This is a genomic window from Desulfonatronovibrio hydrogenovorans DSM 9292, assembly GCF_000686525.1.
Taxonomy (GTDB): Bacteria; Desulfobacterota; Desulfovibrionia; order Desulfovibrionales; family Desulfonatronovibrionaceae; genus Desulfonatronovibrio; species Desulfonatronovibrio hydrogenovorans.
The window spans coordinates 110,825-132,475 of record NZ_KK365986.1 but is presented as its reverse complement, the minus strand read 5'-3'; the positions used below and the strand labels follow the sequence as shown (position 1 = coordinate 132,475).

Genomic DNA, 21,651 nt, shown 5'->3' with positions numbered 1-21,651 from the left:
AAAAATGTCAGAAAAACCGGGTTTAACAGGAGCAATTCTTTTCTGGATGATTTGTCTTATCTGGGCGGCCTTTCCAGCCCATGCCCAGGAAATGGAGGATATTGTCGTTATATCCACACCCATCATTGACGGCATTGTAGTGGATTCCTACGGCTCTACCACAACTGTGGTCACTGAAGAACAGATCAGAAACCTCAATGCCCAGGATCTGGGCACGGCTCTCAGACGCACTCCAGGGGTAAACATCTCCCGTCATAACCAGATCGGCTCACATGGAGGGGCTGAAGGTGGGGCTGTGTTTATCCGGGGCATGGGCTCCAGCCGTCCCGGGGCTGAGATCAAGACCTATATAGATGGTGTGCCCATGTATCAGGGCTTCTGGAACCATCCCCTGCTGGACCTTTTGTCCATTGATACGGCCCAGGCCATTGAAGTCTACAAGAGCCCCCAGCCTCAGTACTTTGGCAACGCCTTCGGGGCCATCAATATTGTTCCTAAAAGAAAGACCGAGGAAGGATTTAAGACCAACCTGCACCTGGCCGGGGGAAGCTATGATACCATTATCCAGCGCGCCGAGCATGCCGGAAAAATCAACAGAACTGATTACTATATCGGCCAGAGTTTTAAAAAGTCCGGCGGCCACAGGACCAAAGCCGATGGGCAGCTGACCAATTATTTTGCCCGGATAGGCACAGAGCTTGGAGAAAACTGGTATATCTCGGGACTGGGCCTGCGCACTGATAATCATGCCTGGGATCCTGGAGCCAAAGGGGCTGACCCCATTGAGCGGGATGGTAAATACGGAACTGAGTCCTGGCTGGGTTCGGTCAAGCTGGAGCATGATTATGATCAGGCCAGGGGAAGCTTGCAGTTTTATGCCAATAACGGAGAGGGACAACAGCTGGACAGGCCGGACGGAAGTCCTGATGCCATCTGGAAGTTTAAATTCCATGGCATAAAGGCCAGGGAGGAACTCAACCTGTGGCCTGGCGGTGAAATCCTTATGGGACTTGATTACGACGTCTTTTCAGCCAAAGATACCAGGACGGACAATAAATGGGACAGTCCTACCCACAGGATCACTTCGCCCTACCTGGCCATAAACCAGCTCATTGGCGATGAGTCAGGGTTTTATGCTATTCCTTCGGCCGGGCTCAGATACTACGACCATAACCGTTTTTCTTCGGAAACCGCTCCTCACGCCGGGTTAATCCTTGGTTATCAGAATACCCAGATCCATTTTGGTTATTCCCGGGGAGTGCTTTTTCCCGGAGTGGAGGTAGCCCATATCACCAGGGCCTGGCCTGATCCTGACAATTGGAAAGACCTTAAGGCTGAAACCATGGATCACTATGAACTGGGCATCAGCCATACATGGGAAAGAGTCCGGGCCGACCTTACTTTTTTCCGGGATAAAGGCAAGAACCGTTACCTGGTCATCCTTCCACCTCCTCCGCCACCGACCTACGCCAATATTGGAGACTACAGGACCCAGGGAGTTGAAGCAACTGTCAGCTACAATCCTCTAAACAATCTTTCATTGTTTGCAGGGTTGACCCTGCTTGATACTGATCCCAGCGATCTGCCTTATGCACCCAAAAGAACTTTCAGTGCAGGTCTTAACTGGAGATTCTTGAAGAACTTCCAGCTAAGTCTGGATGGTCAATACATCTCGGAAATGCATGCCAGCCCTGAAACCAGGAATACCGGAAACACCAGAGACAGAAAGGTCAGCAGTTTTTACCTGCTCAACGGTAAGCTCAGTTATATGTTTCAGGTCGGCTCCGGCAAAATGGACGTTGAGCTTTTTGTGGCCGGTGAAAACCTGACTGATGTCAATTATGAATACAAACCAGACTACCCCATGCCCGGAATCAACGGCATGGCAGGCATAAGTGTAAGATTCTAGGAACCTGCAGGCTGTCCAGAGCATAAGCGGCAGCCGGGCTTCGGCCTGAATGCCGCTTATGCTCTATTATCTGCGGTTGGGCAGAACAGTACCCGGCCAAGCCGGACCGGTCGGACCAGTTAAATCCACTTATAAGAAACAAGACAGAGATTATGAAAAAACTGCTGATCATTTCTACCATAATGTACTGCCTGACTTTGCCTTTTCAGGCCTCAGCCCGGGAAATAACTGTTCAGGATGTGACAGGACGGACCATCACCGTTCCCCATGATCCAAAACGAATAGTATGTCTTGCTCCAGGCACCCTGCGGCTCATTGTCTATCTCCAGGCCCAGGACAGGGTTATCGCAGTGGAAAACATGGAAAAAATAAACCCCAGGGGCCGACCCTACTGGCTGGCACACCCCGATCTTCATTACCTGCCCATTGCCGGACCAGGGGGGCCAGCCAGCATCAATCAGAAACCGAATATGGAGCAGATTATCAGCCTTGATCCGGATGTAATTTTCATCACCTACATGGAACCTGCTCTGGCAGATGAGGTTCAGGCGGTTCTGGGCATTCCGGTCATTGTTCTTGGGTATGGTCCATTTGCCACTTTTGATGAGACTGTATTTGATTCCCTTTTGCTGGCCGGAAAGATACTTAACAAGCAGCAAAGGGCCAGGGAAGTGACTGACTACATCAAAGCATCCATTGATGATTTAAGACAAAGAGCAGCCAATTCTCAAATTCGGGAAACTCCAGGGGTCTATATCGGCGGAATCGGCTACCGGGGTTCTCAGGGCCTGGAAAGCACTGACCAGGATTATCCGCCGTTTGAATGGCTTCAGGCCAGAAATCTGGCTGGAAAGATCCAGGCTCTGGAACGCAGCCATATCTATACCAATCTGGAAAACCTGCTCAAGATCGACCCTGAAATCATCTTCATTGACGGAGGCGGACTGCGGCATACAGCACAGGCCTTTCACAAAAAACCAGAAATATATAAGATGCTTAGTTCGGTCAAAAATAAAAGAACTTATGTTCTGCATCCATATAACTGGTACCTGACCAATATTGATACAGCCCTGATTAATGGCTATGCCATCGGAAAAATCATTTATCCTCATACTTTTCAAGGTGTTGATATCAAGGAACAGGCCGATGAAATATACGAATTTCTGGTGGGCAAGCCAGTGCACCGGGAAATGGAAAAAGACTATGGAGAGCTGGGTCGGATGCCTGCTTTTCTACAATAGGAGGATGAAATGATTTTGCTTTGTAGCCCCAGTGGTTCAGACCCAACCAACAGATCCAAGGCTGATTTCTTTGATGCCCAGGCCAACGCTCCCTGGGCCAATGACCACTATACTCAAGTGGAGATGCAGAAGATAGAAAAGGTTCTGGCCAGTCTTCCTGACTTAGAGGGAATGACTATTCTGGAGCCAGGCTGCGGCACTGGTCGGCTGACCAGAATCCTGGCCTCAAGGGTGGGCAGCCGGGGTCGGATCCTGGCCGTGGACATCAGTGCTAAAATGATAAAAAATGCCAAAAGAAATCTCCAGGACCTGGACAATGTGCTCCTTTCCCGGGCAGGGCTTGAATCCATTGACCTTGAACCGGGACAAATCGACATTGCTTTCTGCCACCAGGTCTTTCCCCATTTTGACTGCAAAAAAACCGCCCTTAAAATCCTGACCAGGAGCCTCAAGCCGGGCGGACTTCTGGTGATTCTTCATCTAATAGGACTGCAAAAAATTAATGATACCCACCGAAAGGCAGGTACTGCTGTTGCCCACGACCTCATGCCAGGCAGCAGGGAATTGAAAGGGATGCTGACCGAGCACTTTTTTGAACTGGAATACATGGAAGACCTGGAAGATCTCTTTTTTGTCCTGGCCAGGAAAAACTGACCGATCATGCCAGTCAGCACCAAATATCCATGATCATAAAGGAGAATCAGTCTTGTCAGCCGGACTGAATTCTACATATCAGTGAGACCGTACCTTAATAATAATGGCCACCCTCTGATTTTTTCTCGATCAGTAACACCGAAAAGCTATTTTTTACTATCTTCTGCTTTTTTGTTGACACAAAATCTGATGCTGTAATACAGAGTAGGGTAGCATTTAAAAAGGTATGAAATTAACCCTGTATGTCATCCGGAGGCTCTTTATGAAAAAGATCATTGTTCCCTGGACCATCTTATTTTTGCTGGCCTTACTGACCCATATACCTGCCTCCAAAGCTCAGGCCAGGACCCTGCAGTTCTTTGCCAATGGTGAGGAACTGATCACCGAGGGTTTCCTGGCCCCCAAGCTGACCAAGGACGGCTGGAAACTGACTTTCAGCCACGCCTTTGTTTCCCTTAGCAACATCACTGCTTATCAGGCTGACTCGCCCTATGATGCCCGTTCAGGCCAGCCTGTTAAAGCCAAAGAAAAGGTTATGCTGGAAGGGATATACGTAATTGATCTGGCAGCTGGAGCTGAAGATGACCCACCGGTATTTGTGGGTGAGGTCAAGAATGCACCAACCGGGCATTACAACGCTATTTCCTGGAAAATGGCCCGGGATAAACAAGGGCTTCTGGCCGGATACACCATGCTTTTGACAGGTGTGGCTGAAAAAGACGGCACAAAAGTGGACTTCCAGATCAGGACTGCAGAAGAATCAACCTACACCTGTGGCGAATTCGTCGGGGACGAGCGCAAGGGTTTTCTACAGGCAGGCGGCATGGCTGATCTGGAAATGACCTTTCACTTTGACCACATTTTTGGCCGGGCTGACAAGGATGCCGATGACCCCATGAACCTGGAAGCGGTTGGATTCGAACCATTTGCCCACGGGTCCAAAGTCCATGAGATAACCCTTAAGGGAATGCATATCGGCCACGCTGGTGAAGGCCATTGCTCAGTCATGTGGCATTAATTCTTTATTCATCCGGCTGGCTGATGAACCAAACCTCAACCAGTCGGATGACTCCTGACCCACCAGCATGAAAAACCATGAATAAATACTTTTCCGCCCTGATTACTGCTTTGCTGTCCATCCTGGTCTGGCATTCAGGTGCATGCGCCCACGGAGTCGTGGCCGGATACTCCAATGTATCCGGGATAGAAGTAAAAGCGGTCTACGACACTGGTCAGCCCATGGCCCTGGGCCAGGTGACGGTCTTTGCCCCGGATAACCCGGCCCAGCCATGGTTAAGGGGAAGTATGAATGAGCAGGGTAAATTCAGTTTCATTCCTGATGAATCCATTCCCGGAACCTGGAGTGTTCAAGTCCGTCAGGCCGGACACGGGGCCATGGTTCACATTCCAGTCAAGCCTTCCGGACTTGTAGAATCTCCAGGAGTACCAGCCAGGCCATTCTCAAACCTCCAACTGGCTTTGATGATCCTTAGCATTGCCTGGGGCTTTGTCGGGACTGCCCTTTATTTCTCCAAAAGGAAAACCTGATGCACATTCCTGACGGCATTCTGCCTGTCCCGGTGACCCTTGGCGGGTACGCCCTGACTGCTGGCGCAGTCTGGTTCTGCCTGCATAAAATCAAACAGAAGGACGATCCCAGAGAGGCCATACCCAGGGCATCTCTACTCACTGCTGTTTTCTTTGTGGCCTCCCTTATTCACTTCCCTGTCCCCCCAATAAGCGTCCACCTGATGCTCAGCGGTCTTCTGGGCGCACTGCTGGGCTTCTTTGCCATTCCTGCCATCCTTATCGGTCTTTTTTTCCAGGCAGTCATGTTCGGCCACGGCGGACTGACAACCCTCGGGATCAACACTGTAATAATAGGTTTTCCCACCCTGGCGGCCCACTTTATTTTCCGGCTCAGAAACCTGGGCCCAACAGGGCTTCAAAAAACAGGACTGTACGGGTTCGCAGCCGGAGCATCCGCCACAGGGCTTTCAGTGGTTCTGTTCGCTGTGATCCTGCTTTTCACCATTCCAGCTGACCTGAGCCGTTCTGTGGAGCAGTCAGCCATCATGATCCTGATGGCGGCTCACATTCCCATGATCATAATTGAAGGGTTGATCACGGCAATGACAGCTGTATTCCTTTTAAGAGTCAGCCCAAAGCTTCTGCAGGGGATCTAGCCTTTGTCAGAAAGGGCATTTACTTCTCGGGCCGGAGTACTGCACCACCTGGACCCCAGGATTAAGCTGGTCAGCCTGATGATCCTGGCCTTTTCCTACTCATATTTAAGCAATCTGATGCTTCTGGGTGTCATGGGAATTGCCACCATCCTTTTGTGGACTATTTCCGGGTTGTCCGCCTCCTTTGTTCTGAAAAAGCTAAAATTCCCGTCTTTGATCATTATAGGCCTTGTACTCTCTTTGCCATTCATCAGTGGAGAAACCATCCTCATGGATCTGGGAGTGATAACTCTTAAGCAGGAAGGACTGGTTTCAGCCATTATTATCGGGACAAGATTTCTGTGCATCATCTCCACGGCCCTGATTGTTTTTAACACCACCCCTGTTCTGGACTACATCAAAGCCATGAGAGCCATGAAACTACCCTGGATACTGGCTGACATGATTTTTCTGGTATTCAGGTACCTTCAGGTCATTGGCGATGATTTCAAAAGAATGAAGGCATCCATGCAGGTCAGAGGATTTGACGGAAACAGATTTTCTCTGCAGACCTTAAGGACCATTGCCTGGCTGAGCGGCGGACTTCTGGTTCGAAGTTTTGAACGCTCAGACTGGATTTACCGGTCCATGCGCACCAGAGGCTACGGCAATAGAAAAGTTTCCAATCATGATTTCCAGGCCGGAAGAATTGACCTGATATCTTTGGCAGGTGTTATCCTGCTGGCCTCGGGTCTGGTTATTTTTCAATTATTACTGGGAAATTAAATGACAGGTACCTTCAAAGCATTGACCATCTCGGGTTTAAGTTTTTCCTATCAGGAAAAGATCCCGGCCCTGGAAAACATTGAACTGGAAGTCCATCCAGGTGAAAGACTCGGTATTATCGGTCCCAACGGCGCCGGCAAGACCACCCTTTTCCTGATGATCTGCGGTCTGCTCAAGCCGGAAACAGGCCGGATTGTGCTTCTGAATGAACCAGTTGAAAGCGGCCGGTTTAACCCTTCGGCTGCCATGGTCTTTCAAAAATCAGATGACCAGCTCTTTTGCCCCTCGGTCTGGGATGATGTTGCCTTTGGTCCGGAAAATATGGGTCTGGAACCTGAAGAGATTAAAGAAAGAACCACCAGAGCCCTGGCAGCAGTGGGAGGCCTTGAACTGGCTCAAAGACCGGTTCATCATTTGTCTGAAGGGGAGAAACGGATGGTCTCCATTGCCGGGGTGCTGGCCATGCACCCCAGACTGATCATCTACGATGAACCCAGCGCTTCATTGGATATCCGCTCCAGACGGCGTCTCATCTCCATCCTCAAGGAGTCGGTCCAGACTTCAATCATCGCTTCCCATGACCTGGAACTCATCCTGGAGGTCTGCACCAGGGTGATCATCATGGACAGGGGCATGATCATGGCTGACGGAGACCCTGTAGAAATCATGGGCAATGAACAGCTCATGCTGGCCCACGGCCAGGAAAAACCCCATTCCCTCATCCCCCATCAGGTAAATCATAAGTATTAACCCTCTGATAATAGAATTTTTTATTATTATAATGGTCCAGGCAGACCATTCAGGACCCAAAAATCCGTTTCCTGTTGACACAATCCATAAATTACGCTTATATTTAATGTAACTTAAAATCAGTAATTTTTTAGCGTCATCCGCATCAACCTTTACTCACCAAGGAGGGGTTTTATGAAAATGTGCATATTATCGGCCCCTGCCAGCCGCACCAGATTCAGGGGCCCTTTCAATCTGGGTGCGTAAGCCCGGCATAAGCCTGGTCCTGTTTTTCACCGCCTTTTCTTCCTGATCTCCTGTATCGCTGACTGAACTGCCAGTTCCTTCAGGCGGACAAATAATCATTCCTTCTGGTCTACCTGCCAAAATGTGCCGGGGATATTCTCAAATCCTTAACCGAATGAGGAGGATAACATGAGTCGCCTGATTACCAAACTGAACAAGGTGTTTCTGGGCATTTTTGCCTTTGTCGGCACCATTGCCGCCACAGGAATTCAGAACCTCGGGGCTACTACCATTCAATGGCACTTTCATGACATGCATGGTGAAGTAGAAGGGGCAACACGCCTCATCGACCCCATAAACATGCTGGTTCCTTTTTTGATTATGGTCATTATCGGACTGGCATTCTGGAGGGTGAACAAGAAAGAAAAGCAGGAAAAGGTGGATCAGAATGACAACAGCACGGCCTGTCGAACATCCAATTAACTCAGGCATCAGCACCGGCCAGACATGGCCGTCTTTCTGCCGCTTCTGTCCATCAGGCTCATCAGGCCCGGCTCAATCCAGCAGCCGGGCCTTTTATTTCCTGCTGCTGGGCTCAATATATATCTTGACATTGAGTTTACTTTTGTTAATCATGCTGATCAGAGGACAGGTATGAATTTTGATGTTTTTTTTCAACGGATAGCTAAAGTCACGGACATAAGCACGCAAAGACAGCTGGCTGATGTCCTGGGAGTAGGTCCGGCAGCCATAACCCTGGCCAAAACCAGGGGAATACCCAAAGGCTGGGGCCTGAAGATAGCATCCATCTTCGGACTGAATCCAGTCTGGATCAGCACTGGCCAGGGTCCTGTATATCAGGCTGGTCGCGAACAGACTTTTTTTGTGCCCAAAGTTTCAGCCAGAGCCTGCGCCGGATCGGGATCCCTGGAAGTCCAGGATAATATCTTGGAAGAAATCCCTTTTTCATCCCAATGGATCAATAAGAAAGGCCGTCCAGGCAGTATGGTGGTCATGGAGGTTACAGGAGACAGCATGTCTCCCGAACTGGAACAGGGCGACAACATCCTCATCGATCAGAGCTGCAGACAACTGTCCAACCAGGCTTTATTCGTAGTCGGACTGGGTGACTCCATTCAGGTCAAAAGGATCCAGTCCGCCCCCGGCCTGGTAATACTTCTCAGCACTAATCGCAGGTACAGCCCGGTCACTCTTCAGGGCGATGAAATCGAAACCTTGAGGATCATCGGCCAGGTGATCTGGAGCAGCCGGGAATACTGACACCCCCTTTTTTTAGCTGTTCTATTTACATAAGTAAAAAGGAGAACATCATGCAGGAAAGATTTTGCACATGCGGACACAAAGTACTAGTGGCCTACATCGTTACTTCCAGAGGCATCCATCACCTTTTCAAGCCCCTGGCCAGGATGAAAAAACTCATGCGCTGCCCTTCCTGCGGAAGGCACATACATATTGACGAGCTCTGCTAGGACATGGAGATGGACCATGCCTTGCCAGCCAGATAGGACCACCCAGGGCCAGGTATGAATAGTACAGATTATTTTAAGGTCAGGAAAATTATCAGAACCAAAGACCCTGGAGAAGATCACCCAAGAACTTGCCTGCCAGAACTCATGTGCCCGGTTCCGGCAGGGTTCCCCTCTCCAGCCGAAGATTATGTTCAAGGGGAGCTGGATCTCAATGAATACCTGATCCGAAACCGACCCAGCTCTTTTTTTGTCCGCGTATCCGGTGATTCCATGACCAGGGCCGGCATCCTGTGCGGAGACATCCTCCTGGTGGACAGATCAGCAGAGCCTGGCCACAACAAGATCGTAGTGGCCGTAGTCAACGGCGAGATGACCGTAAAAAGGCTTCACTGCACCAGCCAACGAGTCCTGCTGAAAGCCGAAAACCCGGATTTCAAAGCCATTGAATTGACCAACTGCGCGGAAGTCCGGATCTGGGGCGTGGTCACTGCGGTCATCAGAAGATTCTTCTGACACTGACCCAGGCACATTACTTACAGGACCGCCTGAACCAGGCTCACCTGAAAAACCTTCTCAGGCTTTCACCCATGGAGTCCAGGGTCCCACCGATACCCTCACGGTCTGTTTCTGGTTCAGGGGACTGTCTTTCCAGGATCTGAATGCAGGCCTCTCCAGCGTCGGTGCTCCCCAAAAGAGATGCTGCCGCCCCTATGGGTCCCAGAAGAACAGTTCCGGCCACTCCCCGGCCAAAAGTTACCAGGCTCCTGCCAGGATCAACGGCCAGCCTTGGCTGGGCAAGTGTTCCAGATACCCGAAGTGCACGGGCCAGTTCGCTCAGACTGAGGCTCCACTTTCCAAACAGTCCGGTATCAAGACCTTCCTTTGGCCTGGGCTGCAGACCTATGTCCAGGGTTTCATCCCTGAGATCAATGCTTCCCCTTCCCCTGACCGTCATCCGGGCGGTATCCAGAATAAGGGCTTCAACTTCTGCCAGCCCCTGGCGGGACTCGATAAGAAGCACCCCGCAGTTAATGACAGTCACAGACCCCCTGTCCTCAGCCGGATTGAAAAGCCTGAACAGGTTGGCCCGCAAGTCCGCCCCAAGCCCTTCAATGGAACTGTTCTTCAATACTGAAGGTCCAAGTCCGGCCTGGACCCGGCCATTCAACCCGGCCATGATTTCCGCAACAGAACGTCCATGGCCGTACAGATCAATGTCCGCATCCACCAGGGCTTCCTGGAAAAAGTCGTGGTCCAGAGCCTCAAAAGTGGAGGCCAAATCCCAACCCGACAGCCTGGCATTCAGATGTATGTCGGGCAGCTGAGAACCAGCGTTAAAAGTGAATCCTGCGGTCATTATGCCGGGTCCTGAGACTGCCTTTGCCTCACTGATGTTCAGCGATCCATTATCAAGACTGGCAATCATCTCAAAATCGGCAAGAACCAGACTAGGCAGGACAAGCTCTTCAACCCTCAAGTCCAGGTCCAAGTCAATCTTTTTCAGGATATCCACAGGCAGAGGAGCTGGAGAAAAAAGCTTCTGACCGGATTGACCGGCAGCTCCTTGCCTGTGAGTCATAAAAGGACTCATGTCCAGGGTCCGGGAGTGAAACACAGCCTGCACAGAAGGCCGATCAGTGTTCAAATCAACTGCGAACCGGCCCTGCATATGGCTTTGCCCCAGGGATACATCTAATCCGGATACATCAAGCACATTTTTCTGGCTGGAAACCAGGCTGGCTGTCAAAGAAAAAGGACCGGACAAAAATGAAACAGCCTCAAAAAACCCACTTAGGTGAGAGATGTCCCGGGCCTGGGCCATGATCTCAAGTTCAACACCGGTAAGTTCAAGAACATCCTGGAGCCTGCCCTGGACCACAAACTCTGTCTCCGCCGCCATGACCTTCAAGTCAGCCATCCAGGAAACTTCCGGGTCAAGGATGGCCGTCAATGAGCCGCATGTTCCCCTGGCTTTCACAGGCAGTCCATTGATACTCATCTCCAGGTAAATATCCTGGAAATCCCGGGAGGAGGATCTGGTTTCAAACTGGTCCACCTGAAAAATCCACCTGGAATCCAGACCATGATTCCGGATCTCCAGCCGGGCGTCCCGGAACAGGACATGAGTGGTGGTTATTCCGGGAAAGACCAGGTCCTGTCCTGTCTCAGGTATTGAACCATCCTTGCTGGCATCAGCTTCAACCGGAGTCAAATCCAGGTTGGACCTGCCCTGAGAATCGGTTTCCAGGATAAAATGGGGCTGATCCAGGATAAGTCTGCGGACATTGACTTCCCGACGCAGCAGCGACCACAGCGAGACCTGCAGCTCAAACCTCCTGACCTGAACCATGAACGGCTCCTGGCTCCACCCGGCATTGGATAGGGAGACATCCTCCACCTGCAAAATCGGGCTGAGCCCGGGAGCAAAGGAAATATCCCCGTGGATAATCAGTTCCCGTCCGGTTCTTTCCTGCACCTCCTGAACAAGCCTGGGCTTGAGGGAGTTATAGTCATAGCCGGAAACAATATGGTAGATCAGACCCAAAAACAGGATTAGAACTACTCCCAGGACGATCATAATCATTTTCCAGGGCATTCTTTTCTCCAATGACTTAAAGAGCCTATGCTCTGGCAAGAGGTGAATGCAAAAAACAATTCCCCTGGAAAAGAGGCAGCATCAGGGCAGAGGGAAAGCTGCAGGACATCAGGTCATCGGCTCAGGATCAGTCCGGTAAGCTGCCTGGCCCTGGTCCCGGCAATCAGGCCCGGGCAATGCTGCGCTCATTGGCTTCCAGCATCCAGGATTTCCCTTATCTTTTCCAGGATCCTTCTGAACTGGTAGGGTTTGCCGATGTATCCTGCAGCACCGGATTCCAGGATACCGCTCCCCTGGCCAGCAGCTGAGTAACCGCTGGCCACCAGAACCCTGGCTTTGGGGTCAAGACTGAGGATTTGCTCCAGACATTGATGTCCGCCCATGCCGGGCATGTTCAGATCAAGAATAACCAGGTCAATATTCTGTTTCCGGTCCGAGTAGATCTGCAAAGCCTCTTCTCCACCTTCGGCTGTAATCACCCGGTATCCTGAACCAAGCAGAGCTTCAGCAGTCAGACTTCTGATATCCTTTTCATCGTCGACAACAAGGATAGTCTCTTTTCCACCCTGAACCGGGCCCGGCTCATCTGCATCAACTCTAACTTCCTTGGCTTGGGTCTCTGCCGGGAGGTAGATCTTGAAGCTTGTTCCTCTGCCCGGCTCACTGTAGCAGAAAACATAGCCTTTATGGCCTTTGACGATTCCGTAAACAGAAGCCAGGCCAAGCCCGGTTCCCTTGCCCACTTCCTTGGTAGTAAAAAATGGATCAAAAATATGTTCTAGGGTATGTTTATCCATTCCACTGCCAGTATCCGTGACATTAATTTGCACATACCGGCCCGGCTGAACTTTGAAATGAGCCTGGACAAACCGGGCATCCAGGACCTGGTTGCGGGTCTCAATAAGCAGCTGCCCTCCTTCAGGCATGGCATCAGCAGCATTAAGACCCAGGTTGAACATGACCTGCTCGATTTGAACCGGATCAGCATTAATCAGCCAAAGATCATCTGCCAGATCAAGATCAATCCTGATCATCCTGGGTATTGTTCTTTGCAGGACCTTGACCGACTCCCTGATCTCATTATTCAGATCCATGATCTCCCTCTTGGGTTCGGCCTTGCGGCTGAACACCAGAAGGTGGCGGACCAGCTGGGCAGCCCTGTCAATGGATCTCTGCACCGCCTTCAGGCGGACCAGGTCCGGGTGATCTCTGAACTTTCCCATCATCAGAAACTGGATATTACCACCCATGGCCTGGAGAAGGTTGTTGAAGTCATGGGCGACCCCGCCGGCCAGAATACCCATGGATTCAATCTTCTGGGATTGAAAAAGCTGATTCCTGAGGTTTTCCTTTTCCTGCTCGGCCATTTTGCGCTGGGTTTCATCATAGATCATGGAGAGCATGACCCTTTTTCCACCCAGGGTTATGGCTTCAGCCGACCAAAGCGCATAAATGCTTTTCCCCGACTTGGTCCTGAACTCTATGGGTTCTTCTTTCAAAAAATCCTGATGGTCCAGATTCCTGATTATCCTGTCCCGGTCAGCTGGATCAGCCCAGATCCCGACTTCCTTGGAAGTTCGGCCGATCTGTTCTTCCCTGGAATATTCCAGCATTTCCACCCACCGGTCATTAACATCAATAACCCGGCCAGTCCTGATTTCAGAGATAATCTGAGGAGCAGGGCTGGACATGAATGCTTTGGAAAAACGTTCCTCGCTTTCGCGCAGGGCCTGTTCTGCCATATAAGAAGCAGTGATGTCCTGATTTATGATTATGGCCCCTTCAAGCTCACCATCTTCTGTCAGGACAGGCACTGTTGAGTTGAGAATCACCCGTTTTTCATTGTCAAAAGCTTCAATCTCCAGGAGTTCGTCAGTAATGGTTTTCCTGTGTTTTACAGTATGGGCCAGAGCCCAGTTTTCTGGAGTTACCTCTTCTCCTGAGGGCAGTTTTACGGCTTTGAAGATAACGTATTGGTCAGGCCCGACTTTGGGACTTGCCCCCCAGATTTTTGTTCCAGCAGGATTGCCCTGGACAAGTTTGCCGTTTTTATCCGCAATCCACAATCCCACCGGCAGAATCTCAAATACCTTTCTGAACAGGCTTTCACTTTTGCGCAGGGCTTCTTCAATCCGCATTTGGTCGGTAATATCAGTGTGTGTGCCCACCAGTCGGGTGGCCCGGCCGGATTCGTCCCGTTCCACCGCCTTTCCTCTACCCAGTATCCAGCGCCACTCACCGTTTCTGGCCTGCATTCGAAACCTGACCTGGAATTCACTCTGACGGTTTTCTATGCAGGCCTTGTTGGCCTGAAGGGAAGCATCCCGGTCTTCCGGATGGACAAGTCTCAACCAGGTGCTAAAATGAGGCTCGATTTCATCACTGGCATACCCCAGCATTCCGGCATAACCCGGACTGTAATAGACCTGGTCTGTCTGCAGATCCCAGTCCCAGATGCCGTCCCTGGTCACCTCCATGGCCAGAGCAAATCGCTCCTGGCTTTTCATTAAGCTCTCTTCAGCCCTTCTCTGGTCTGTGACGTCACTTATAAAACCATTAAATCGGGTTATGCGCCCGTCATCTCCCCCTACTGCCCGGACATTTATGGAAGCCCAGAACATGGAACCATCCTGACGGACCAAGCGGCACTCATAATTAACCAGTTCTCCATGGGAACTGAGGACCTCCAGGATCTTTTCCCTTTCCCCCGGGTCATGATAAAGTTGCGATCCTATGTCTGTAACCGAACTGATCAGCCGCTCAGGACTGTCATACCCGCACATCCGGGCCATGGCCGGGTTGGCGGACAAAAAGCGTCCGTCTGGTGTGGAGGTGAATATTCCCAAAGGCGCGTTCATGAAGAACTCCTGATAGTCTTTAAAGGCATCCAGGTGCAGGCAACTGCTGTTTTTTTGGGAAGCCAGCTCATCAGACATAAAACACTCCACTGATATTGAATATTCCTGACCCGGTATCTCCACAAACATTTACACACAGATAATCTGGATTCTCCGGCCAAAACGCAAAACAGTTTGATCTTATTTTACTAATCAGTTGCAGATTTTTGCAAAAACATCAACCTGGAAATGGATTGGGCAGGAGACAGTCCGACCGCAATGGCAACCTTCCGGGGCAAAAGTGCTTTCCTGCCAACCGGCCAAACACCGGGCACGTGACAAGTTCTAGCCTGAGTTGTCGGAGCTGCATCTGAGCCTGGCAGCCCCAAAACCTTCATTATAATCAAATTCAGTCTTTTTCTTGACAACCACTTAAAAATAATCCAGCAAAGGAAACCGCTGCATCAACTCATTAATCCTGCACTACAAAACACTCGACCTGCGCAGCCTGACCCCTTCCCGACACTCATGAAGGACAAACAGTCCTCAGAACTCTTCAGTTTTTATAAAAAAGTCCGAATACATTTTTTAGTACCAGTCATGCGCCTGCGGCGCCAAATCACCAGGAGGCTCTTACTTATGAAAAATTTAAAAATCAGCATTAAACTACTGGGGGGGATCTGCATCCTTTTGATCCTGGCCTGTGGAGGCATGGGCTTTATCGGCTACTATTCAGCTTCATCAGCCCTTGAAAAGAATATCCATGAAGCCTTGCCCACCATGGCTGAAGACTCTGCCAAGCTGATCAGGTCCACCCTGGACTTTCACCTTATGGCCATTGAAAGCGTGGCTTTCAGAGAAAGCATCCGGAGCATGGACTGGAATCAGCAACTGCCTGTTCTGACCGAAGAGCTCGAGCGGCTGGATTATCTGGGCATTGGCGTGGTCACTCCAGATGGTGAGGCCCGTTACAGCGACGGTTCAACTGCCTCCCTGGGTGACAGAAATTACGTGCAAAGAGCCTTTCAAGGCCGGACCAACATGTCTGATGTCATCATCAGCCGGGTTACTAATGAGCCTGTAATCATGCTGGCCTCTCCCATCAAGTCAGGCAACAGGACTGTCGGCGTACTCATCGCCAGGGTGGACGGAGGGTTTTTGAGCAGGATCACTGATGAGATCAGCTACGGCGGACAGGGATATTCCTATATTGTTAATCAGCGAGGCACAGTAATAGCTCACCCCAACCGGGACTTTGTTAATGACCAGAGAAATTTCATTGAAGAAGCCCGGAACAACCCTGAATTCTCCGGTGTCAGCCGGGTACTGCAGCGGATGATCCGGAATGGAACCGGGTTTGATCAGTACCGGTTCAACAACAATGACTATATGTTCGGTTTTGCCCCGGTTCAGGATACTGGCTGGTCCTTTGCAGTAGGCGCCCGGTCCGATGAAATTTTTGCCGAGGTCAGGGCCATGCGTATCAATTTTATTTTGTTCTCTCTGCTGTTCCTGGGCATAGGAGTGGCTCTGGCCATGGTCCTGGCTAGATCGGTAACAGTCCCGGTCAGACAGCTCATGGAGTCTTCAGTTGCCATTTCCAAAGGAGACCTTGATTCTGACTCAGGCATCAAACAGCGCGATGAAATCGGTATCCTGGCTGACGCCATCAGGACCATGGTTGGAAAACTGGTAACCAAGATGCAGGAAGCTGAGGAGCAGACAAACCTGGCCAAACAGGAGTCAGAAAGGGCCAGGCTGGCCACGGATGAGGCCAATCTGGCCAAGGAAAAAGCTGAAACCGCCAAACGCGACGGCATGCTCCAGGCCGCTTCCCAGCTGGAAGGTATTGTCAGCCGGGTCAGCTCTGCTTCTGAAGAACTCTCCGCCCAGGTGGAGCAGTCCAGCCGGGGGGCTGAAGAGCAGAAAAACAGAACAACTGAGACAGCCACAGCCATGGAAGAGATGAACGCCACTGTCCTGGAAGTGGCCAAAAACGCCTCCAGCGCTGCCGGAGGTGCAGACAAGGCCAGACAGGACGCCCAGGAAGGTGCCAGAATCGTGTCCGACTCCATCCAGGCCATCCGCCAGGTCCAGGAGACATCTGAATCAGTCAAGCAAAGCCTTGACAATCTTGGAGTTCAGGCTGAGGAAATCACCAGCATCATGAACGTCATTGACGATATTGCTGATCAGACCAACCTCCTGGCCTTAAACGCAGCCATTGAAGCGGCCCGGGCCGGGGATGCCGGACGGGGTTTCGCAGTGGTGGCCGATGAAGTCAGAAAACTGGCTGAAAAGACCATGAACGCCACCAAGGAAGTGGGACAGGCCATCACCTCCATCCAGGACGGGGCAAAGACCAATATTCAGGGAATGGACAAGGCTGTAGCTGCTGTGGAGCAGGCCACGGAACTGGCCAACCGGTCAGGCCAGGCCCTGCAGGGTATCGTTGATCTGGCCGAGGAAGTGGCTGACCAGGTCCGGTCCATTGCCACAGCCACAGAAGAACAGTCATCTGCCAGTGAAGAGGTTAACAGAAGCATTGAGGATATTAACCGCATTGCAGCTGAAACCGCTGATGTCATGGAGCAGTCGTCCAAGGCCATCAGCGAACTGGCCCAGCAGGCCGGTGAACTGCAGAACCTCATCCAGGAGCTCAAGAACACCAGGTAGCCTTCAGATCAGAAAACAAGCATGTCGTAAAAAGCCGGGCGATCAACCCCTATGGTTGATCGCCCGGCTTTATTACTGAAGCGCAGTCCTTGAAAATAGATCAATCATGCATCAAAAAAGGTTAACATCAGGTTGAAACCTGATTGGCAATTGATTAAACTGACCAGAGACTTCCGGACCATAAAAATCTTTTTCATTTTTTCACCATGGCCGGACTCAGGCTTTTAATGCCTTGACCAGTTCCGGAAAGGAACATAAAGAGCCTTCTGTTTATTAAACATACCAGCACCAAATCATAATGAACTTCACAGACAGCTTAGAAAACTCACCTTTCAGTGCAAAAAACAACAGCCTTAACCAATGTCTGCCAGGCTTTGTGCAGACTTTTCCGGCCCTTCTCTGGAGAACAGAGATTGCAAAATGGCGGATTGAATTCTTCAACGATTTCTGCATTAAGGGCCTGGATGAAAACACCAGACTTTTTTTGAAAAACAAGTCCTTCCGGGACCGTCTGATCCTTGAAGAAGATCTGCATAAAGTGGATTTTTTTGCCGAGAAAATGAAGTCAGGGATCCAGGCCTTTGTCCTGTTCAGAATCAAGGTTAATGATAAGATTAGCTGGCTCAAACTGTCCGGATGGGTAACACCTGAGGATCCGCTTTACTACTACGGTCTTTTTCAGGATGTGACCATGGCAGTGGATGCTGCCAGGTCCATGCTCGAAAACGACGTGGAGCGGCTGGTGTCCATTGACAAAACGCGTCATCCCGCCATGCTGGTGGACTACGACAGCCAAAGGATACTTGAGATCAACACCCCGGCTAGAAACCTTTTCGGATACACCACGGCTGAATACAAAAATCTGTCCTTCAGCCAGATCCATCCCAGAGAATTGACTGGAAGCTTTCAAAAATTGCTGGAAGATATACTCTTTGAGCGAAAATGGGCCGGTCGGCTTAGCTTTAAGAGAAAGGGACAAACTCCTCTCAACGCCCTCACGAATTTCCACTTTCTGTCTCTTAGAGGAAAAGGGATTTTGCGAATTGTCTTAACTGAGATAGAAAAGCCAACTGAAGTGCCTTTTTCAAGTACCGGCGAATCAAAAAAGAAAATCCTGGCAGAGTTTGAAAGCAACCTGTTCAAAAGATTGAACGGGAAAAATAAGCTTAATGAAATCCTTGAAACTTTTGTCGAGTACCAGCCCCCAAAATGTAGTTTTGATGGGATCCTTTTCTCTGACATCCATTCAAAAAAAAACAAAGTCTTTGTCTACGGTGCAGGAGAACCTTTTCTGTCCATGGAACCGGGAGAGATGTTTTCTTACCAGGGAACAATCGCCCAGCAAATTGAATTTTTCAAGCTGGATTACCTTATTGTAGACGAAACCATGGACAGTATTAAGGCCATTGACTGGGCCCTGTTCATCCCCAAGGGAATCCGTTCCTACTTTGCCAAACCTTTCTATATCCGAGGGACGTTAAGGTCAGTGATGATTCTTTGTTCCTGCAAGCCCCAAAACTTTTCTCCTGACCATCTTGAAAATTATTCCGCTCTTTTTCGCCCCTTCAAAAAAAGTATAGAAGCTTGGCGCAGAATGGTCCGCAGAAACAAATAACTGCCTCATTCTTTTTTACACCTCCTTACTGCCGTCAAAACAGATCTATTTCTGTCGCTGTCACGTGCCGTCATGGTACATGACAATCTCCCGAACAAGCTTGCAATAACTGCCTGGATCAGTCCTGGGCGGATCAAGAGGACTTAAGAAAGACACAAAATTTCCCTGTTTAGTTTCTAAGCCCTATTTTTTTTGGTGCTATGACATCTCTAGCCGCCAGGCTGCTGATGAATTTCCTGCCTTAAAGAATACCCCTCTTTCCCCATTAAAAACACCACACCCCCTTCACAGCATTTACGAAAATTGGACCCACCAATTATGGCCATAAATATGAATTTTTTCATTTTATCTTTTTCTTCTTGCCTATTAAAAGCCATAGTGTTAATTTGGCGAAAAATTGGATCAACCAATTTACAAAATGCATTCGGGGGAGTGAATGGGACAGCAAAAAAAATTAACAACATCCAAAAAAGGAGCGGAGGTCAGTGTCCTGGATGGACTCTGGAAGATGCTTTCCAGCGACAAGTTTCGGGTAGGTCAAAGACTTCCGGCTGAACGAAACCTGAGTTCAGCTTTCAGTGTCAGCAGAAATACTGTCCGGTCTGCCCTCAGATCTCTCCAGGCAAAAGGAATCATTGAAATCAGGAAAGGAAGCGGAGCCTACCTGGTATCCAAGTCGTTTTCCAGCTGCAACCAGGACCAGATAAGCCTCCAAGATACCTCGTTCTGGTCTGAAACTCTTGAAGCGTGCTACATAATTCTGCCTTCGCTGGCTCTTCTTGCTGCAAAACGGATCGACAGAAATATGCTCCAAAAAGTAAAGGACTGTGCCATCAGAATGAGCAGGGCCATTCTTGCCACTGATGAAAACAACCTGGGAGCTGAACTGTCCAACTTCTCGCAAATCATTGCTGAATGCTCTGGAAACAGAGCACTGATCAATGCTTCCCGAAATGTGTGTCCAGAGGAAAGTTTTCTGAAAGATGTCTTCTTCACTCTGCCTTTGGACAAGAGGGAAATGATATTTTCCGATTGCATAAATGTCCTCAACGCCTTGAAAAACAGGGCTCCCCGTGAAGCATTTGATCTTATGCAGGTCAGGATACTCAGGATGAGTCTGGTCCTGAATCGGTATAAACAAGTCAGCTTAGCTGACCACCTTCAACAAGCCATCAAGGACAAAAACATAAAACTGTAAATCCCCGTTCCGGGAAAAAAGGAGGGGTGAAATGTAAAGATTGTACATCCATGCATAGTATTTTGTTGATAACATTTACTCACTTAAATTTCAGGAGTTACTGACATGAACCAAACTGAACCTAAGGCAAGCTACCTGGAAAGCCGCAAACTGGTGAAAAGATGGTCCGGACCGATGCCGGCTCTGGTGACCCTCCTGTTCACTCTGGTGATCTTTTATGCAACGTGGTGGATATTCCAGGACCCGAGAGGACTCATGAGGCTTTACACGCCTTATGTCGGCTACATGTACACCAGATGGTTTTTGATCATCTTGATCTGGGTGGCATACATTTTTGATTTCTGGCCGTTTAGGCGATCATGGGTTGAAAAAGCACACCCTCTTCAAAAGGGTTTAATTTTGACCCTGCTTTCCGTGGGAACAATGCTCCTTTTGATCAAGGGCTTTTTTGAAGGTATTCTGGGCAACATGGCCATGGCTTACTTCAACCCAAACAGATTGATGGAGCTTGGGTTGACTGAGTTCTTTTCTATCGAATACGCTGCCCTGGCCTGCCTCATGTTTGCAGCCATTGCTTCCTGGCTCAGCCCGGCCTGGGTGGTGGCTATGGAAGAAGCGCCCTGGAAAAAGCTCCCCCAGCCGGCCAGAGGATTCAGCATCCTCATGGTCACTTTTTTTCTGAGTACCATAATCTACTTCATAACCATGCATCCCCACATGGGTATCCTATATTATCCCTGGCAGTACTTCGCCTCCATTGCCCCCCCTTACTGGGAGCAGTTCGCCAATACTGTATCAGGCAATTTCCATGTGGCCTGGATCATGTGCTGCACCGTATCAGTCTGGCTGGTGGAAACCATATGGGAACGATATCCCTTTTCCATGATCAAACATGATTGGGCCAGGAGACTGGCGACTTTTTTTGGAATCATCCTGGTGGCATGGGCCATGTTCTTCTTTTTTCATTTTGCCATAGAACTGGTCTGGGGAGAGGCAATCCGAGGAACCCGCCGAGATGCTTCACCAGACTGGCGCTGGCTCCACGTGGGTGAACTGGCAATCTTTTTTCTGCTGCCAGCCCTGTTTTTATTCATGTACTGCGACAACTGGCCCAAAAAATATTCAGTTCCTGTTAACATATTGATCAGGACTGGCATAGTCATCGTGGCCGGAATAGCAATTTACGTCCTGTATTATAAAACCTCACACCTGTTCCTGGGAACCCAGAAAGGCTTTTCCCATCCTCAGCAGTTCCCGATGATTCCGACCATCTGGCTGATAAATATCTGGCTGGTCAACCACTGGTTCATGGACAACTGGCCGGGTTGGAAGCTTGAAATGAAAACTGCTGAAGAGATTGCCGCAGAAAAAGCAAGAATCGAAGCCGAACACCGCTGGTCGCCCAGAATGGTTCCCGGCCTGGCAACTGGGGCAGTCATCGGTGTTGCCTTATACTTCGTTATCATCTGGGCCTTGCCCTTAATGTCTTTTACAGTAATTAAATAAACA

At 49.8% G+C, this 21,651-nt stretch carries 18 protein-coding genes; 16 read left to right on the top strand and 2 right to left on the bottom strand.

The annotated features are described in order from the left end of the window. Window positions 1-4 precede the first annotated feature (4 nt). From P771_RS0115255 to P771_RS17945, 12 genes are all read left to right on the top strand, one after another. On the top strand, window positions 5-1,909 hold the full coding sequence (locus P771_RS0115255; protein WP_035244802.1) for a TonB-dependent receptor: 1,905 nt from the start codon (window positions 5-7) through the stop codon (window positions 1,907-1,909). Between the two features lie 152 nt (window positions 1,910-2,061). Then, the gene (locus P771_RS0115250) at window positions 2,062-3,150 is read left to right on the top strand and encodes an ABC transporter substrate-binding protein (protein WP_028575806.1); all 1,089 of its coding nucleotides are present in this window, start codon (window positions 2,062-2,064) and stop codon (window positions 3,148-3,150) included. A 9-nt stretch (window positions 3,151-3,159) separates the two neighbouring features. Further along, on the top strand, window positions 3,160-3,804 hold the full coding sequence (locus P771_RS0115245; RefSeq protein WP_028575805.1) for a class I SAM-dependent methyltransferase: 645 nt from the start codon (window positions 3,160-3,162) through the stop codon (window positions 3,802-3,804). Window positions 3,805-4,066: 262 nt separating this feature from the next. Further along, a complete protein-coding gene (locus P771_RS17955; RefSeq protein WP_035244799.1) occupies window positions 4,067-4,822 on the top strand; it encodes a hypothetical protein in 756 nt (251 codons plus the stop codon). A gap of 77 nt (window positions 4,823-4,899) precedes the next feature. After that, window positions 4,900-5,352 (top strand): hypothetical protein, encoded by a 453-nt coding sequence (locus P771_RS0115235; RefSeq protein WP_028575804.1) that lies wholly within the window; start codon window positions 4,900-4,902, stop codon window positions 5,350-5,352. After that, window positions 5,352-5,990: a cobalt transporter CbiM gene (cbiM, locus tag P771_RS0115230; RefSeq protein ID WP_028575803.1), complete on the top strand. Its 639-nt coding sequence runs from the start codon at window positions 5,352-5,354 to the stop codon at window positions 5,988-5,990. Before P771_RS0115235 ends, cbiM begins: the two co-directional genes overlap by 1 nt. 3 nt (window positions 5,991-5,993) lie before the next feature. Beyond that, window positions 5,994-6,755 carry a cobalt ECF transporter T component CbiQ gene (gene cbiQ, locus P771_RS17950; protein WP_051617462.1) on the top strand — a complete coding sequence of 254 codons (762 nt, stop codon included), beginning with the start codon at window positions 5,994-5,996 and terminating at the stop codon, window positions 6,753-6,755. Continuing rightward, complete coding sequence (locus tag P771_RS0115220) at window positions 6,756-7,505, top strand: energy-coupling factor ABC transporter ATP-binding protein (RefSeq protein WP_028575802.1); 750 nt, start codon at window positions 6,756-6,758, stop codon at window positions 7,503-7,505. A 414-nt stretch (window positions 7,506-7,919) separates the two neighbouring features. Beyond that, window positions 7,920-8,213: a hypothetical protein gene (locus P771_RS0115210; protein ID WP_028575801.1), complete on the top strand. Its 294-nt coding sequence runs from the start codon at window positions 7,920-7,922 to the stop codon at window positions 8,211-8,213. A gap of 171 nt (window positions 8,214-8,384) precedes the next feature. Next, a complete protein-coding gene (locus P771_RS0115205) occupies window positions 8,385-9,011 on the top strand; it encodes a LexA family transcriptional regulator (RefSeq protein WP_028575800.1) in 627 nt (208 codons plus the stop codon). Between the two features lie 50 nt (window positions 9,012-9,061). Continuing rightward, window positions 9,062-9,220 (top strand): hypothetical protein, encoded by a 159-nt coding sequence (locus P771_RS19020; RefSeq protein WP_162832166.1) that lies wholly within the window; start codon window positions 9,062-9,064, stop codon window positions 9,218-9,220. 54 nt (window positions 9,221-9,274) lie between these two features. Then, complete coding sequence (locus tag P771_RS17945; protein WP_084301994.1) at window positions 9,275-9,733, top strand: LexA family protein; 459 nt, start codon at window positions 9,275-9,277, stop codon at window positions 9,731-9,733. Window positions 9,734-9,776: 43 nt separating this feature from the next. On the opposite strand, the gene P771_RS0115190 is transcribed toward P771_RS17945, so the two are convergent. Next, window positions 9,777-11,816, bottom strand: coding sequence for an AsmA family protein (locus tag P771_RS0115190; protein ID WP_084301992.1), 2,040 nt, complete (start codon window positions 11,814-11,816; stop codon window positions 9,777-9,779). Between the two features lie 185 nt (window positions 11,817-12,001). Then, window positions 12,002-14,752 carry a hybrid sensor histidine kinase/response regulator gene (locus P771_RS18565; protein WP_161635995.1) on the bottom strand — a complete coding sequence of 917 codons (2,751 nt, stop codon included), beginning with the start codon at window positions 14,750-14,752 and terminating at the stop codon, window positions 12,002-12,004. Between the two features lie 540 nt (window positions 14,753-15,292). On the opposite strand from P771_RS18565, the gene P771_RS0115165 reads away from it, so the two are divergent. The 4 genes from P771_RS0115165 to P771_RS0115140 all read left to right on the top strand — a co-directional run bounded on the left by P771_RS0115165 (window position 15,293) and on the right by P771_RS0115140 (window position 21,648). Next, complete coding sequence (locus tag P771_RS0115165; RefSeq protein WP_028575798.1) at window positions 15,293-17,329, top strand: methyl-accepting chemotaxis protein; 2,037 nt, start codon at window positions 15,293-15,295, stop codon at window positions 17,327-17,329. 298 nt (window positions 17,330-17,627) lie between these two features. After that, window positions 17,628-18,944, top strand: a complete 1,317-nt coding sequence (locus tag P771_RS18560) for a PAS domain-containing protein (protein ID WP_028575797.1) — start codon at window positions 17,628-17,630, stop codon at window positions 18,942-18,944. Window positions 18,945-19,380: 436 nt separating this feature from the next. Next, window positions 19,381-20,142: a FadR/GntR family transcriptional regulator gene (locus P771_RS0115145; RefSeq protein ID WP_084301988.1), complete on the top strand. Its 762-nt coding sequence runs from the start codon at window positions 19,381-19,383 to the stop codon at window positions 20,140-20,142. A 105-nt stretch (window positions 20,143-20,247) separates the two neighbouring features. Continuing rightward, window positions 20,248-21,648, top strand: coding sequence for a hypothetical protein (locus P771_RS0115140; RefSeq protein WP_028575794.1), 1,401 nt, complete (start codon window positions 20,248-20,250; stop codon window positions 21,646-21,648). Window positions 21,649-21,651 lie beyond the last annotated feature (3 nt).